Consider the following 17,576-nt stretch of genomic DNA (forward strand, 5'->3'; position numbering starts at 1 on the left):
ACATCGGCGAGCCGCTTCGAGATTCCCAAACACAATGAGTCAATCTGGCACTCGATGCCTGTACGTCGCTCGACACCCCCCTACAATGAACTCTGAAACCTATTCCCCGAGCATTGCGACCATTGTTTGTTCTCGCGTTGATTACCGTTGTCTTGCTGAGCGTGATCGCCATTGGATCTCTGCTGACGATCAGCAATGATCCCCACTGGTTCATTCGCGGATGGGATTTTCCTCACGTTCAATTGGTGGCCATCACGGTTGTCTTGGCCGTGATCTATCTTGTCGCCGCCAAAATGTGGTTTTCGACCAATGCCCTGCATCCGGGCTGGCACTGGACCGTCGGCTCGCTGGTCACAGTGATTCTCGGTTGGTTGGCGTACGGCATCATGCCCTACACGCCGATCATGCCCGTTCAGACCATGCCGGCTGCGGATTGGAACGACGATCGCAAACTGCGGTTGGTGGTCTCCAATGTCGAGATGGAGAACACCGAATATGAACTGTGGATGAAAACGATCGCTGAGGCCGATCCGGACATCGCGATCATCTTGGAAGTCGATGAGCGTTGGATGTCAGCGATTGAACCACTACGCAAGAAGTACGATCACGAGATCGCTTGCCCGCAAGACAACTGGTACGGCATGCTGTTGCTGTCAAGATTTCCTATCCTGGACCACGAGATCCGATTCCGGGTATGTGACGACGTTCCATCGATCGATGCGGTGGTGCAGTTGCCATCGGGTGACAGCGTTCGAATGCTGGCGGTGCATCCACGACCACCGGAACCGATTCGCGACAACGATTCGAAAGCCCGCGATGCCGAATTGACACTCTACGGTCGCGACTTAGAAGGATTTGATCAACCCGCTATTATCGGTGGCGACTTGAATGACGTTGCCTGGTCTTCCACCACACGACTGTTTCTACGACTGAGCAAGATGTTGGACCCACGCCGAGGCCGTGGGTTCTTCAACTCGTTCAACGCCAATCACTGGTGGATGCGATTTCCATTGGATCATGTGTTCCACTCGCAACATTTCACACTTCGACGCATCGAGCGACTCGGCTATGTCGGCTCCGATCACTTCCCCATGCTGCTGGAACTGCAATGCGAACCTGCCCGCAAACACGAGCAGGAACCCTTGGAGGAGCGAGACACCGACAAGCAAGAAGCGAGCGAATTGATCACCCGCGGCCTAGCCGAATCGTAATTCCAGCAGCTCCGCGTCTCAATCGCTGCATTGGTCGCTGGCCAAGCTCTTTGGAACCAAAGCGATCAATCTCATTTTCGGTGCGAATAATTTCCAGTGCAAATATCGCGTCCACCACGCCCGACCGCACAGAAATGCACGTAATGACAAGGGTGAGAGCCGAAACCATTGCATGACGTTTATTCGGCACGCCAGTTGCTGATTGAGGAGCCAGTTGCTGGTTGAGGAGATTGCACTGTTGCGAACATCGCTCACCACCATCACCCGCAACAGAATGACAGAAGAAAACAATTCGTTCTCAAACTGAAAGTTCAAAATGTACATCGGCGGCGGAATCCTCGGCACCATCCTTGTCATCCTGCTCATCATTTTTGTGGCCAAGAGGATCTGATTCAAATCGATCTTCAGTCATAGCAGGCTTCAGTGATATGCAACAATGAAACTCGACATTCCCTCGGTGGAATTCGTTTCAGGGTCTTTTCCTGCCAATCTATTTCTCGCGAGCTTTACTTACCGTGCGCAATGGTCTCTGCGATATTGTGGGCGTGGTCTCGAACCCTTCCGTAAGCATTCAACGCGGCCAGGAACGCGACGCTCACCACGGGAACCATGGGGCCGGTCGACAATTCCTCCAGGTGTTTGTGACGCAGCGATTTGACTTCGTCGCGGATTCGCTTGGCGGCCGCGTTCGTAGCCGCTAGCACATTGCGGTTGTCGTTCGCCAAGCCAGCGTGAACAGCCGCAACATACTGAGAAACATTATCATTGAGTTGCCCCAAATCGGCCCGCTGGGAATCAGAAAAACGGAATCCGTCGCGGCGAAGTTTACGGTCGAACTTGTCAAGGTTGGCAATGTAGTCACTGATGGATTCGTATTCGTCGGTGATCCGCAGTTGCCGCCGAGCCTCTTCCGCAGTCGCGTGCGAGATATTGCCGGATGAAAGGAGCCCAGTGACAAACTCAGCGACTTCATCCTGGACGGTATCGAGAATCTGTTCGCGTTGCTTCAAACGATTCGCTAGTGCTTTGTCGGGTTCGTCCTGGTTCATGAGTTGATGCAGCCAATCCAGCATCTTGATGCAGCCGTCGCCCATCTTGAGAATTTCCTTGCGAGACTGCTCAATTGCCAACAACGGCGTTTCGAGAATGAGCACATCGAGATCTGTCAATCGCGGCTTTTCCTTGAACGATCGCGACGGTACTGCCCATTCCAGAAAGCGGACCATCGGTGTTACAAAAGGCAAGAACAAGAGTGTGTTGGCGATATTGAAAACACTGTGTGTTGCAGCAATAGCTGCAACGACATTGGGGAACGACTCCACCCCATCGACCGTGACCGATTCGGACACATCAACACCGATGACGGTTTGGATCAAACGGATGTACCATTGAAAAATGAGTGTGATCCATAGAACGCCGAACAAGTTGAAGATGACGTGAAAGTATGCCGCGCGTCGAGCATGTGTCGTCGTTCCCAACGATGCCAGAAAGGCGGTAATGGTCGTTCCAATGTTTTCGCCTAACACGAGGGCCGCCGCCGTGGGATAGGATATGACCCCTTGCGTCGCCAGAGAGATGGTGATCCCCAGTGTTGCCGACGACGATTGGACCAGCGTTGTAAGAATGCAGCCGACTGCGGCGCACTTCAGCACGCCCAGATAACTATCGGCGTTGAATCTCGCGAACCAGGCTTCAAATTCTGGGATGTCCTTGATCGTCGCACAGGCATTCTTCATGATCTCCAGGCCAAAGAAGACCATGCCGATGCCCATCAAAAACATCGCCCAGTAACGCCAACGCTCACCTTTGGAAAACAGATAAGCGAAGGCCGAAAAGCCAAGCAAGGGTAAGCCATATTTACCTACCTTGAGCACCAAGATCCACCCGGTGATCGTGGTGCCAATGTTGGCACCCATGATCACTCCAATCCCCTGCGCCAATCCCATCACACCGCTGTTGACGAAACCCACGACCATCACCGTTGTGATGGAACTGGATTGCACAATACAGGTCACGATCACGCCGACCGTGGTGGCCAGAATGCGGTGATTTGTCACCGCGCCGATCAACCGACGGAGACTATTGCCCGCCACGGCCTGCATGCCATCAGACATGTTTTTCATCCCCAAGAGGAAAATCCCCAGTCCGCCGGCGAGCGTGAAGATCATATTGATCAGAGTCGAAAAGTCCAAGATTTTGGCATTCAATAAGAAGGGCGGAATGTTAAGATTTGATGAAGACGCACCAGTGTATGGCTGCGGGAGCGTTTTGCAATCATCGACGCGAAGGATCGAGCACATTGGCCAAGGACACGCCGATATGCTGACCAGCCGAGCGAAATGCCGCTGCCCACAGAATCTGCCCACAGAATCTGCCCACAGAACTCCGCGAACTACGGAGCTTCAGGGTCGATGCCAGCCTGAACGGTTGGAATCGTCACCTGATTCCAGGCTCGCAGCAACGCCGCACCGTAACTTCGAACCTCGTCGGGGGACATCTTCGCTTTCCTGGGGGCGAACGGTGTTTCCAGCGTGACGGCCATCAACATTCCTGGTAGCGTCGAGAAATACCCGCTGCAGTACTTGTGATGTTCTTTGTCGATCGGGCTCAGTTGCAGCACCGGTCCGTGAGGGGCTCCGGCGGGCAGCTCCGATTTCATGAACGAGGCCAACTGTTGCACAACCGACTCATTCTGTGGTGGCATGTCGCTGGGCCCGACGAAATAAAACCTCTGATGAATGTCCATTACCAAGGTCGGGCAGTGTAGGTCCAGCAGAACGCGAATGTTCTTTTCGGTGCCGAGAACCTTGATCGCCTGCACGCTGCGATAGATGGACTCTTCGCCATAGTCTCGGTTGTGATCATGCGGAGGACGATTCTTGCCCTGATCGCCGGCCTCAACCCCATCGATGTCGACCAGCGGCACCGCGTACAACACATACTTTTCACGAAACGCACGACCCGCATCGGAGTCCGAGATCGCTGTCGCGATCACTCCTTCGAATAGAAAGCTGGCGATCGTTTCGCAGGCATGATGCCGACAGGTGATCAGCATGGCTCGACGCCCGTCGCCCGGATGGCCGACCTGAATCACGGGGACCTCACGATCGAGTCGCGTGTGGGTGAGCACGCTGAGCTGCAGGTGCGAATTTCCCCGGTGCTGCTCGACGAACCGATCGAAGTCAGAGCGAGTGTACGGAATCGTTACCGCGAACCTCATCGTTTGTCCGACCGCAGTAAAGTCCCACGAGAACTCATCGGCGGACGACTGGTCATGGTTCGATCCCCGCCACCTCCACGTCTGCCCACCGTCATTGCTGACAGCCGGTCCCTGAAACCCAACAGCACCGCGTAGAAACCCGGCTACCTTTTCAGGGAAACGAAAGGTTACCTTTCCTGGACGCAACGCCGTAGCCTGGAAGCACCAATAGAACCAGTCGCGTCCCCCACGCAAATCCGGTGCGACGTCTGCGGTTGCACCGTCGTTGGAAATCACACGCAGATTTCCGCCGGGAAAATCGGTCGAGAAGGAAACGATCGGGTCAGCCGCAGCGACAACGCCAGGAACGGCGATGATCGCGAACAACGGCAACGTCAACAATGTTAGGGTGTTCGTTTTCATGCAGACATTAGAACAGGGTTGCCCGCCGCCAAGTACGACCGGCGATGAAAGCCGGTGTGATGAAAGCCGGTGTCGGGATCCGGCACAAGAAACTCAATGCACGCCTGTTTCGGCAGATTCTTGCCTCCCACAGAAATGCCGATTGGTTAAGTCCATCGGCGACAAGAAACCGCAACTAGGATCATCTTTCTCTTGACACAGAGATCGTAAGGCGTAAAGTTGAACCTTATGTCTCGCAGTTCTTCGAATCGCGCAAATCTGCAGAACCCTCGTATCCGAGTGTTCGCGATGGCGTTTTGTATAGCGATTCCTCTTGTTTTGCTGCGAGCGAATTCCGCGTCTGGCAGTTGTGGTGATTGGCTTGCTCATCCATACGGTGAGTCCACAGACGATGAGTCCGTCGTTTCTGAAACCTTCGGACACGAGAGCTTGCTCAGGGGTTTGTCTGCCCAACCATTTCTTGAGACGCACTCTCCGGTAGAGGCTCCACGTCCTTGCAACGGACCCAATTGCCGGGGCAGTCAACCGCTTCCTGCACAACCCGCTCCGATCAACACGTCTCAGAGCACGAAAGAGGCAGGATGTCCAACCAAGATTGTTGAGTTTCCAACTGATGATTTCTTGGGACTCTTGCGAGCTGAATTCTTCGCAGTCGCACCGTCGCGGCTTGCTTTCCGCATCGATCGCCCGCCAAAAGTCTAGTGTTCGTGGCGATTGAGTTGGCGTGGTTACGCATGCGCAGTACGCATCGTGAAACGCGTTTTGCTTCATTCGTCGTGACCGTGCGCGGTCATTTCTTGCTTCGATTTTAGAAGCGATTGGAAGTGCTCTCCAGGGTGTCGGTCGACGCTTCTTGGTGAGCAATGATGGTTTCGCAGGCGAAACCTTTGTCTTTTGCATTGCAAGTTTTCTGGGCATTGCCCTGCGCGTGCTGAAGGCTCCTCTGCTGCCCCGTTCTGTGGTTTCGTAGTCGATGCTGCGCGCTCGCACAGCCTCGCACTTCATTCGTCGCATCTCATTTCCTTTCATTCGATCGAGGACAACCATGTCAACCACCGCCTGTTCTATTCCACGTACCACGGACCAGCTTAGCTGGATGGATAAGATCAACGGTCCTTTTCACAAGCAGGCCCTGTATATCTACACGGCCATCGTGTTGGCTCACTGGAGCGAGCATTTGGCCCAGGCGATTCAGATCTATGTCTTGGGTTGGCCGATCCCGGAATCACGTGGCGTCCTGGGCCTGTGGTTCCCTTGGGTCATCAAGTCCGAAGCCCTTCACTATGGCTATGCCCTCGTGATGCTGATCGCGTTTTGGGTTTTGAGAAAAGGCTTTGTCGGTCAGTCTCGCACGTGGTGGATGATCGCCTTCTGGATCCAATTCTGGCATCACATCGAACACGCGTTGTTGCAAGGCCAAGCAATTGTTCAACACAACCTTTTCGGCTCACCGGTGCCGGTCAGCATTCTGCAACTCGTGATTCCGCGAGTCGAACTGCACTTGTTCTACAACACGGTGGTCTTTGTTCCGATGGTCATCGCGATGTTCTATCACATGTTTCCCCTTCCCGGCGAAGCGGCGCACCAAGGATGTTCGTGTGCTTGGCAGCCGCGATCGGCTCGGGCGTGACCTCTTTTTACTTCGCTTTACCGAATAGGTGCATTATGAATCTTGTGCGTTCGCTCATTACTGTTTTTCTGATCGCGCTTTTCGCCTCAGCCGTCGCGGGCTGGATTTGGGCAGGCGGACAGCCATCTCCCAAGATGGAAGGTTCCCGCGTTGTCTTGGCAATATGTGCGCTGTCTTCGATCGGCTGCTTTGTGCTGATCTGGCGAGCCAAGCCAGGTGAATCGCAACCAACAGACTCGCTCCCTGTCGATGCGACATGAGTTGCTGCAAGTCAAATTCATCCATAGCAAAACGAGGATCATGCGTATGAATCATCAATGCGACGATACGAGCGTGCTGCGAGCGCAGGCACGGAGAGCCGCGAGTTTGCGATGCTACGAAATCATTCGCTGCATGGCGCTTGTTCTGACAGGCATCCTGGCGGTGTCTGTCAATGGCTGCCAGTCGCCAGCGGAGGATATGTCCAAAGTTCAAGTCGATTTGACACTGGAGCCTTCCGAACCTGTCGTCGGAAACGCAAACGTAATGGTGCGTTTGACCGACACGGAGGGCACGCTGATCGAGAAAGCGGACGTGCAAGTGGAAGGAAACATGAATCATGCCGGCATGAAGCCGTCCTTCGCGGAAATGACCGAGTCGGAACCCGGCCTTTATTCTGGCACGCTCGACTTCACGATGGGAGGCGATTGGTTCTTGCTTGTCTCCGCAAAAATGCCTGACGGAACGACGGTGGAACGAAAATTTGACGTGCCGAGGGTCAAAGTGCAGTGACTTCCACGTTGCAATCTCCCAAGACGACGACGATTGCTCCGGCAATTGCATCGAACGAATCCGAACAGCGAAGGACCAGAACATCGATCGATGTTCTGCGAATGCCGTTGCTTGGTTCGTTCCTGCGTTGGCGTTGGTCCAGGATTTTGCTGCAAGTCCCCGTATTCGTGCTCAGTCTGATCATGATTGCTCATGCATTCTGGGGACCACAACTTGCACCCAAGAACTTGGCCTCGCTCTTGACGTGGGTGCACTTTCGTGGGTTGGTGGTGTTGGTGATCCTGCTGGCGGGCAATCTTTTCTGCATGGCTTGCCCCTTCATGTTGCCGCGTGAAATCGCTCGGCGACTACGGTTGCCAACATTGGAGTGGCCGCAGGCACTGCGGAACAAATGGCCAGGGATCGCACTGTTTGTATTTGTTTTATTCGTCTATGAACTATTCGATCTATTCTCAGACCCGTGGTGGACCGGAGTCTTGATCGTCGGCTACTTTGCACTCGCACTGCTGATCGATTCGCTCTTTCGTCGTGCGTCGTTTTGCAAATACGTCTGCCCTGTGGGCCAGTTCAATTTCGTCAGCGCGACGATGTCGCCGCTGGAAGTCGCAGTCCGCGACCCGTTGACGTGCGAGCAATGCCGCACGAAAGACTGTATACGAGGCGTTCGTGGCAGTTCGACGCCATCGGTTTCCGAGCCAATCTCCACGATCGATTCGGCAACCAACAATGCATTGCCAATCATTCAACGAGGTTGCGAACTGGGGCTGTTCCAACCTCGCAAGGTGGGAAATCTGGACTGCACGTTCTGCTTGGATTGTGTATATGCCTGTCCGCATGATAACGTCGGCGTGTTCACTCGTTTGCCGGCCGAGGAACTGACGCATGCGGGAACACGCTCGGGACTTGGCACGGTGGAATCACGCTTTGATTTTACCGCGCTGATCATTGTTTTTACTTTTGGCGCGATCCTCAATGCGTTCGCAATGATCAGTCCCGTTTACGCACTGGAGCAATGGGTAGCGGAGCAAACGGGGCTGAGTGTCGAATGGCCGATCTTGATGGCAATGTTCACCATTGCGATTGTGTTCGAGCCCGCCGTATTGCTGTTGCTCGCCGCAGGTTTGACGAGTCGTTTTTCGGAGTCTGGCGAATCGCTTCTCTTGATCGTCAATCGCTATGCGCGGTCGTTGCTTCCCATCGGTTTCGGTATCTGGCTTGCGCATTATGGATTCCATTTGTTTACCGGGTTGCTGACGATCATTCCTGTGGCGCAGAACGCGGTATTGGGCTGCTTCCAAACGGCTTGGCTTGGTGAGCCTCAATGGCAACTGGGTGGATTGCCTGAGTCAGTCGTCTTTCCGATGGAGATCGGATTCATGAGCCTCGGGTTGATCGGATCGTGGATGATTGCTTGGTCAATTGCGTCGGAGACTTCGTCGCGGCAGACCGCACATCGTACTTGGCTTCGGTTTGCCCCTTGGGCAACGTTACACCTGACGCTCTTCGTGGCCGCAGTCTGGATCATGAACCAACCGATGGACATGCGTGGGACATTCTTGGGAGGTTGATGTGAGTCGAACCATTTCACGATCGTTTTTTCGTTTCGTCCGCATGGCAGCCGTGGTGGCGATCACTTTGGGCGGTTTCGTTGCCGAAGCGCACGAGGGTCCGCCTTTTCCACTTTTGATGGATGAACCATTAGCAGGGCATAAAGTCTCCATTTGGGCTGACCCTGATATCGGAGAGGCAAGATTCTTCGTGATCTTGGAATTGCCCAGCGGTGCAATGGACCAGCCAATTCCTGACGTATCCCTGTGGACCGAACCGGTGAACGGTCGTCTGGAACGAGTGACGTATAAGACCGAGCGACAACCGATGCGGGGCCATTTGCAGTTCCTGGCCCAGCCGACCTTCGATCTTCGCGACATGTGGCGGATTGGTGTCGAGGTTTCGGTGAACGATGGCCCCGCTGAAACGATCACGACGGAGGTTGAATCGACACCTCCCGGATTCGGCGTCTGGGATCTACTGGTGTACTTGTTTCCCTTTGTCCTGCTGGGCGGAATGTGGATCTTCGCCCTGCTGCGCCGACAAAAAGCTTGGCAAGAATCGTCTGGCTCCAGTTCTTCAGAATCACCGACGAGGGCCACGCCGTCACGACGCGCGACGACTGCCGTTTTTCCGGAGATGGAGCAAGCCGAATGAATCGAACACTGAAAAATCCAAAACCTTTGATTGCCGCAGCGGTCGTATGTGTCCTGCTGGTATTGGGATTCGCAGTTTACATCATGCGTTCTCAAGAGGACGACCAACAAGCGGCTGACAAGATGTTCGCATCGGAGCAAACCGTCGCGAGCTTTTATGCGAGTCTAGCCGCTCTCGATGTCGAGGAAAATGAACGCGCCGAGAAACTACTCACGGACGCTGTCAAACGGGAGACTCGCGAACCAGCGCTGTGGGCCAATTTGGCCGTGGCTCAAATGAGACTGAACGAACCCGACAAATCAGCCGAGTCGTTGCGTCGTGCATTGGACCAAGCAAGTGATTCGAGAGAACTTGCTTTGCTCAATTCACAGATTTTGGAGTATTCGGGTCGAATCGAGCAAGCAATCAATCAACTGCAAAAGCTGCACAGAGAGTGGCCCGAGAATGTGGCTGTTACTTTTTCACTGGCTTCACTGCTGGGCCAGATCCAGGATGACGCGGCCGAAGCCGAACGAATTTCTTTGTTGAAAGACATCCTCGACCGCGTCCCAAACAACCTGCGAGTGCTCAGTGAGCAAGCTCGTGTCGCTGCATCACTTGGACGAGACGCGGAATTGCGTCAAGCGATCGACGCGCTTGATCGCAACAGCGCGGCCTGGCCGGACGCCATCAAGCAGTACTTGACGAAGGCTGATGAGGAAGCTCGTGATGGAAATCATCGCCAAGCCGCATTGTCACTGACTTTTCTGCAAAACCTGCTCAAACCGCGGCCAGAGTATCAGCAGAGCTTGGCTCAGTTGGGCATCCTCACCGTCGGGGCGATCGGAACGCCATTGCGTTCACCCTTGCGTTTGACGATGCCGTCTGCCGAAACCGCTGACGCCGACCATCAATTGACTTTTGAAGAGACCTATCCACTTGGAAAAGCAGCGCGGCCAGACCACGTGTTGGCAATGGAGCATTCCGGAGAGCGGCGCTCAACCCTGATCTCGCTCTCCGACAACTTGCTCCACATCGACGCGTTGGCCGCGCTGCCCTTTCCAGGATTATCCACGACCGCCAATCCCGCGAGCGTCTGCGTCGCAGACGTAAACTCCGATTTTCATCAAGACTTGATTTGCGTAGGCGAGAAGGGATGTCGCATTTTTCTTGGAACACAGGACGGATCGTTCTCGTTGGTGAACGACCCTTCGGAAGACTTGAATCGTAGTGCGAGCTCCGTTTGGCCGGTGGACATTGACGCAGACGGTGATATCGACCTGCTCCTGAGCGACGATGAGACAGCGTTGCGAGGCGTTCGGAACAACGGCGACATGACCTTTACCTCCATTGAAACGGGAATCGAGGCACATTCGGTCGCCAATCTTGCTTCGGTCGACTTCGATGGCGATGGTGATGTAGATGTCGTCACTTTGGACGACTCTGGCGCATTGATCGCGTGGCAAAATGAACGTGGCGGAAAATACGTCGCGACAGAGCTGCCAGATGACCAACGCCGGATTGCACTCGCCATCGGTGATATCGATCGAAGCGGACGAATGGATTTGATCACGATATCGGAATCAGGTCATCTTCGTTCGGCGCACTGGGAGGTGGACCACTGGACCGAGTCGCCGATCGCGACGTGGTTGCCGACCGATTCATTCACCACGGCCGTCACGGGAGACCTGTATCTGTCGACCGCCGACCTTGACAACAATGGCGGCGTCGACGTCGTTGCCAGTACGACGTCGAAAAATGCCGTGTGGCTGCAGACGACAGATGGGGCTTGGACTTTATTGGATCAAAGTCCATCGATCAGGCCGACATCGATCGTGGATTTCAACGAAGATGGGCGACTTGATCTTGTCGGATTATCAGAGTCGGGTGTGACCGTGGCTTTGAATCAAAGCCAAGCAGGTTATGGATGGACGACGCTGAAACCACTTGCAAATACCGGTGCGGGTGACAAACGCATTAATTCCTTTGGCATCGGCGGACGCATTGAGGTGCGTGCGGGAAATCTGGTGCAAGCCAACGAAATCGACTCTCCTCGTGTGCACTTCGGATTGGGAAACCATCGTCGAGCTGACGTCGCAAGAATCATTTGGCCCAACGGCACCGTTCAGGCGGAGTTTGATCTGACAAGTGGTGAAACGCTTGTTGCGAATCAACGGTTGAAGGGCTCATGCCCGTGGGTCTTCACCTTTGATGGTCAAGATTTTCGATTCGTCAAGGACTTCATATGGCGATCCCCATTAGGACTGCGGATCAATGCTCAAACGACTGCCGGTGTGACACAGACAGAGGATTGGATCAAGATTCCTGGTGATCAACTTGCGGAAGTCGATGGCCGCTATCTCGTACGGATCACCGCAGAATTGTGGGAAACGCATTTCTTTGATCACGTTTCAATGATTGCCGTGGACCATCCAATAGACGTCGAAGTGTTCGTTGATGAGCGGTTTGTACCACAATCCATGCCAGATCAGAAAGTGACATCCCTGGCTCCTCCGAAACCACTCTCGAATATTGTCGATGATGCTGGTGATTCGATGGATGAGACGCTACGAAGCAATGACGGTGTCTATGCAGACGGTTTCGCACTCGGAGAGTTTCAAGGAGTAGCGAAGGACCATTGGATTGAATTCGATTTGCCCAGTGAAGCTTCGCCGGATCAAACTGTCATGATTGTCGGTCATGGCTGGATCTACCCGACCGACAGTTCCCTCAATGCAGCGCTCGACCAAGGAAACGCGGCGCGCCCCTATCCCTTGATCTTGGAACAACAACATCCCGACGGCCATTGGTCCTTGGTACAGGAGAATCTGGGATTCCCCGCTGGAAAGAACAAGGATGTGTTGCTGCCAATTCCCAGCCGATCGCTGACTGTTTCTCGACGGTTCCGATTGCGAACCAACATGGAAGTGTATTGGGATTCGCTTCGTTGGAGTTATGTCGTCGAGTCGGTAGAGCCACGATTGACAACACTCAAAACTTCTCGAACGACGTTGCGATATCGTGGGTATTCGCGACTATTGCCAGAACATCGTCGTCGGCCCGACACGCCGGTTTATGAAGTGACGAGCACCGGCCAACGCTGGCTTGATCTCGACGGCTACTACACCCGCTATGGAGACATTGGCGATTTGCTCGAGTCGGTTGACGATCGATATGCGATTGTAAATGCGGGCGATGAATTGGTCTTTGAGTTTGACGCCATCGGCCGCCCTCCCTCTGGCTGGCAAAGGGACTTTGTACTTGTCGGAGACGGGTGGGTGAAAGACGGCGACCTCAATACCGCATTCTCACAGACGGTGCTCCCCTTACCGTCTCATGACAAAACCGAGTATCGCGGTCCGCTTGTGCCGCTAATCGAAGATGCGGTGTATCAACAACACATCAAAGACTGGCTGAACTATCACACACGCTACATAACACACGATCATTTCCACCAGCATTTGTGGCAACAAAATGCTGGCGTTGGAACCAACGAGGCGCAACCATGACTCTCACGCTACGCATCCTATTAATAATCGTATTCGGCAGTTTACTGTTCGGTCCGGCAGCTTACTTTCGTTTGAGATCTGAACGTGCCACGGAAGCCGATGTGGCGAACGTCAACACCGATCAATTGCTCGACCGATATGGTTTTGTATTGAAGGAATCGGCGCATGTGTCCGGTATCGATTTTACACATCAGCCGCCGCGAACCGACCCAAGGCTGGACCACATCTCGCCTCAGATCGCTGCGATGGGCGCCAGCGTGTCGGTCGTCGACTTTGATCGAGACGGCTGGCAGGACTTTTACGTGACCAAAAGTGCTCCCGGCACCATGAACGGGCTGTTTCGAAACCTTCACGACGGCCGCTTCACCGATGTCGCTCCGCAAGTCGGATTGGCCGACCTCAACCAAATGGGGTCTGGAGCGTGTATGGGAAGTGTCTGGGCCGACATCGATAATGATGGCTACGAAGATGTTTTGATCTACAAATGGGGCAGTGTCGAACTGTTTCGCAATCAACGCGGTGAGTCCTTTGAACGAATCACCGAATCATCTGGAATGCCCGAATGGGCGAACGCGGGGTGTGCGACGTGGTTTGACTATGATCGCGACGGTTGGATCGACCTCTTGCTGGCGGGGTACTGGCCCGACAATGTTCGCTTGGAACAACTTGACCACACTCGGATCATGCCAGAGAGTTTTGAATACGCCAACAACGGAGGTCGAAAATGGTTGCTGCGGAACATCGGCGGTGGAAGATTTGAGGACGTCACTTCATCTGTCGGAATCGACAGCACACGTTGGACGCTGGCTGTGATTGCAACGGATTTCAATGACGACTCATTCCCTGATCTGTTCTTGGCAAATGATTACGGCGTCTCAGAAATGTTCATCAACGAGGGAGGTGTCCGTTTCAAAGAAATGGGAAAGGAAAGCGGAATCGGGTTATCTCCCAAGAGTGGCATGAATGCCGCCGTGGGTGACGTGCTCAATCAAGGTCGCCTAGCAATCTATGAGTCGAACATCTCTGAAGAAGGCGTATTGCTGCAAGGCAACAACTTATGGCTTCCCAGCTCCGATGGAACGCTGCGATTCGAGAATCTCGCCTCCGTGATGGGGGTAGAATTGGCCGGTTGGAGTTTCGGTGCTCAGTTCGGGGATTTGAACAACGACGGCTATCTCGATCTGTACGTCACCAATGGCTATGTCTCTGGTGATCGCGGGACGAGCTACTGGTACGATTTCTCGCAGATCACCGGGGGCCATCGGCAGATCATTTCCGATACGGAAAACTGGCCCGATATGCGAGGCCGCAGCCTAGCCGGTTATCAATCCAAACGCGTCTGGCTCAACAATGGTGCTGGTCAGTTTCAAGACGTTGCGCAGTTCATCGGAGCAACCGACCGATACGACGGTCGTGCCGTTGCCTTGGCCGACTTCAGCAATCGTGGGGCTTTGGATGTGATCGTTGCCAACCAGCGAGGACCGTTGCTGCTGTATCGCAATGAGATCGACAAACAACGCAACTGGATTTCGCTGGAACTGGAGGGAACACAGAGCAATCGAAGTGCGATCGGAGCCCAAGTGCGAGTGTATTGGAACAATCAGCAGCAACTTCAAGAATTGGTTTCTGCTAGCGGATACTCCGCGCAGAACCAAAGGCGTTTGCACTTCGGGTTGGGAGAGCATTCGATCGTCGACCGCGTGTCGATCCGCTGGCCATCGGGAAAGGTACAAGAGATCAAGAATCTCGCCGTCAACCAAATCCACAAGATTCGGGAATCAGAATGAACGTCGTGGGACCAATCGAGGATGACGTGGTGGACACCGAGTTAGCGGTTGCGCCGACGACACGCGGAGACAACCACGACGAGACAACACCGACAAAGTCGCCCCTAAAAAAGCTGTTTACGCTGGAGAACCGATTTCTTGCGCCGATTTTGATCACCGCCATCCTACTGGGCGGACAACTCAGTTTCGGTTTCCTGGAAAGCTGGTGGCAGACCCTGCTCGCGATTTCCGTAGCAATCGCGTGCGAACTGATACTCGGCAGAGTGTTCGTGGGGAAGCTCCCCCATTTGGCCAGCGCTTACATCTCGGGCATCAGTGTGGGGATTCTGATACGCTCACCTTTCTTGTGGCCGTTTGCACTCTGTGCGGTGCTATCGATCATGTCGAAGTATGTACTGCGATGGCAGAATCGCCACTTGTGGAACCCTTCCAACTTCGGCGTCAGTGCAATGCTGTTTCTGTATCCAGCGGCCGTTGCAAGCTTGAGTATCCAATGGGGCAATACATTGTGGCCGATGATAGTGGTCTGGACCCTCGGATCATTGATCATCTCGCGACTGAAACGTTTCCACATCTGCCTAACCTACGTGGTGTCCTTCGTTTGTTTGTCAGCAGTTCGCAGCATGCTTACCGATAGCCCGTTCTTGGCGAACGTAGCACCTCTGACTGGTCCCATGTATCAGTTATTCATCTTCTTCATGATCACAGATCCTCGAACGACCGTGAGCACCAAACGAGGTCAGTGTTTCGTCGCCTTTTTGGTGGCTGCTGTCGAGATGCTTCTCCGACTCAATGAAGTCATCCATGCCCCTTACTACGCACTGTTCCTTGTCGGCCCGATCGCGTTAGCCTCAGAACTTGGATGGAAGAAACGAATGGAGGCGAGAGCTGAACTGGCTACGGGGAGTGAGCATCGTGTGGAAGTGTAACGCCTATGACGGTTCGGACGCTGGTGGCCCCCACTTTCCGCGTTCCTTTCCCAAGACGCGGTCGTGGTGAAAGCCATTGGCAGGCGATACGATGTTCCAGGGTTGAGCAAAATTCTGTTTATCAACAAATTTTGCGAATGGAGTCGCATCGATGACGTCTACTTTTTCCGGGGCAACGGTCTCTTTCGTTGTCCCATTTCTGCTCGTCGTTTTGAGTTCAGGCCAGGCATTCTGTCAAGAATCGCTTGAATCAGTTGTTGTCGAATCAGTGCCTGTTGACTCAGAACTCGACGACGAAGCTGGATCATCAATCAAGATCGATGATGGATCGACGGCATCTCAGGAAAATCGAACCGCAGCACTCGCACACTCGGCAGACTCTGTCATTTGTCCGCATTGCGAAGTCAAAGTGCCGAAACCGGCACCTGGTTGCAAAACCTGTTGTTGTGGGCGACTGATCGATTGGTCCAAGTACCCCGAAACAATCCATCCGATGCCTCGCCCTGGGATTTTTCCCGTCCCTCCCAAAGGTCCGGGATACTATTCCGTTTGGGATCATCTAACGGACCAGTGTCGCCCGGCAGCACCGAAGTCAGGCTACGCGCCATTTGCAATCAACGCATGGCCTTTCTTTGACGCCGACTGGCGCTATGTCGAGGGTATCTCGCAACAGGACCGCACGACGGTCGAACAGTTCAAACGGATGCATCTGAACGACTGCCTGATGCTCAGCGTCGGTGGTGAGTTCTGGATTCGCTATTCCAACGAAAACAACAGTCGTTTGAGACAAGATGAAAACGACTATGCACTGACCCATGTGCGTCAGTATGCAGATCTTTGGTACAGCGATTCCTTGCGTTTGTTCGGTGAATTTGTCTGGGCCGATAGTTTCGGTGAAGAACTGCCCCCCGTTCCACCAGATGTTGATCGGGGAGACATTCTTAATATGTTCGTCGACGTGAACTTGGGTGAAATCGCCGGAAGTCCAGTCTATGCCCGCGCCGGCCGTCAAGAGTTGCTCTACGGCTCGCAGCGACTCGTCACACCGCTCCCTTGGGCCAACAAGCGGAATTCGTTTGACGGGGTGAAGATTTTTCGACAAGGAAAGCACTGGGACTTCGACGCGTTCTTGACAAAGTTCGTGCCACCCCAGGCGAATGACTTTGACTCGGCCGATGACAATCAAACGTTCGCCGGAGCATGGCTAACTCATCGCCCCAAAAAGGGTGAAACGAGAGATTTTTACTACTTGCTCTACGACAATGATAACGTTGCTGCCCCGCTTGGGTTTACCAAGTCACCATTCCAAACCCACACCATCGGCAGTCGCTGGGCCGGCGATCAGGATGGCTTGTTGTGGGATTTCGAAGGTGCATTGCAGTTCGGCGAACAGGGCAACAATGACCTATTTGCTGGAATGGGCACTGCGGGTGTTGGACGTCGGTTCAGCGATTCGTTCTTGTCGCCGACGTTTTGGATGTACTACGACTACGCTAGCGGTGACAATGACCTCACCGACGGAAACGCTCACACGTTCAATCAACAGTTCCCGTTCGGCCACTACTACATGGGATGGATGGACCTCGTTGGACGCCAAAACATTCATGACGTCAATGCTCATCTCTATCTCTATCCCACGAAAGCAACCACCGTTTGGCTGCAGTACCACCACTTCTGGCTTGCAGAGAGCCAAGACGCTCTCTACAACGCCGGCGGTGTGCCATATCGTATCGATCCGACGGGAGCTGCGGGCACCGATGTCGGCGACGAGATTGACCTTGTGTTGAATTTTCACCTGACAAAATACTCGGATATCCTTGTCAGCTACAACAAGCTCTTCGGTGGAAGCTACTTGCAAGCCACTTCTGGCCCCAACGCTGCGGTCGATGCGGAAACGCTCTACCTCATTTTTCAACAGCGGTGGTAGGTCACC

The 17,576-nt window shown here is 53.9% G+C and carries 11 protein-coding genes; 9 read left to right on the forward strand and 2 right to left on the reverse strand.

Annotation, left to right across the window (positions count from 1 at the left end; translation table 11 throughout):
- The first annotated feature begins 113 nt into the window (after positions 1-113).
- Complete coding sequence (locus Pla52nx_RS31265) at positions 114-1,211, forward strand: endonuclease/exonuclease/phosphatase family protein (protein WP_231741861.1); 1,098 nt, start codon at positions 114-116, stop codon at positions 1,209-1,211.
- Between the two features lie 506 nt (positions 1,212-1,717).
- On the opposite strand, the gene Pla52nx_RS31270 is transcribed toward Pla52nx_RS31265, so the two are convergent.
- Both Pla52nx_RS31270 and Pla52nx_RS31275 read right to left on the reverse strand, forming a co-directional pair.
- Positions 1,718-3,379 carry a Na/Pi cotransporter family protein gene (locus Pla52nx_RS31270; protein WP_231741860.1) on the reverse strand — a complete coding sequence of 554 codons (1,662 nt, stop codon included), beginning with the start codon at positions 3,377-3,379 and terminating at the stop codon, positions 1,718-1,720.
- Positions 3,380-3,603: 224 nt separating this feature from the next.
- Positions 3,604-4,833 (reverse strand): M14 family zinc carboxypeptidase, encoded by a 1,230-nt coding sequence (locus Pla52nx_RS31275; RefSeq protein ID WP_146519326.1) that lies wholly within the window; start codon positions 4,831-4,833, stop codon positions 3,604-3,606.
- A 1,045-nt stretch (positions 4,834-5,878) separates the two neighbouring features.
- Here Pla52nx_RS31275 and Pla52nx_RS31280 point away from each other — a divergent pair.
- The 8 genes from Pla52nx_RS31280 to Pla52nx_RS31315 all read left to right on the forward strand — a co-directional run bounded on the left by Pla52nx_RS31280 (position 5,879) and on the right by Pla52nx_RS31315 (position 17,570).
- Entirely contained in the window at positions 5,879-6,463 is a 585-nt protein-coding gene (locus Pla52nx_RS31280; protein ID WP_197454443.1) for a hypothetical protein, read from the forward strand.
- Positions 6,464-6,769: 306 nt separating this feature from the next.
- Positions 6,770-7,234 carry a FixH family protein gene (locus tag Pla52nx_RS31285; protein ID WP_197454442.1) on the forward strand — a complete coding sequence of 155 codons (465 nt, stop codon included), beginning with the start codon at positions 6,770-6,772 and terminating at the stop codon, positions 7,232-7,234.
- A complete protein-coding gene (locus Pla52nx_RS31290; protein WP_146519324.1) occupies positions 7,231-8,802 on the forward strand; it encodes a 4Fe-4S binding protein in 1,572 nt (523 codons plus the stop codon). The genes Pla52nx_RS31285 and Pla52nx_RS31290 overlap by 4 nt, the downstream gene beginning before the upstream one ends.
- A 1-nt stretch (position 8,803) precedes the next feature.
- Entirely contained in the window at positions 8,804-9,439 is a 636-nt protein-coding gene (locus Pla52nx_RS31295; RefSeq protein WP_146519323.1) for a hypothetical protein, read from the forward strand.
- On the forward strand, positions 9,436-12,927 hold the full coding sequence (locus tag Pla52nx_RS31300; protein WP_146519322.1) for a CRTAC1 family protein: 3,492 nt from the start codon (positions 9,436-9,438) through the stop codon (positions 12,925-12,927). Before Pla52nx_RS31295 ends, Pla52nx_RS31300 begins: the two co-directional genes overlap by 4 nt.
- A complete protein-coding gene (locus Pla52nx_RS31305; protein ID WP_146519321.1) occupies positions 12,924-14,714 on the forward strand; it encodes a CRTAC1 family protein in 1,791 nt (596 codons plus the stop codon). The genes Pla52nx_RS31300 and Pla52nx_RS31305 overlap by 4 nt, the downstream gene beginning before the upstream one ends.
- Complete coding sequence (locus Pla52nx_RS31310) at positions 14,711-15,643, forward strand: RnfABCDGE type electron transport complex subunit D (RefSeq protein ID WP_146519320.1); 933 nt, start codon at positions 14,711-14,713, stop codon at positions 15,641-15,643. Before Pla52nx_RS31305 ends, Pla52nx_RS31310 begins: the two co-directional genes overlap by 4 nt.
- A 493-nt stretch (positions 15,644-16,136) precedes the next feature.
- Positions 16,137-17,570, forward strand: a complete 1,434-nt coding sequence (locus Pla52nx_RS31315; RefSeq protein ID WP_197454440.1) for an alginate export family protein — start codon at positions 16,137-16,139, stop codon at positions 17,568-17,570.
- Positions 17,571-17,576 lie beyond the last annotated feature (6 nt).

The organism is Stieleria varia (assembly GCF_038443385.1).
Lineage (GTDB): Bacteria > Planctomycetota > Planctomycetia > Pirellulales > Pirellulaceae > Stieleria > Stieleria varia.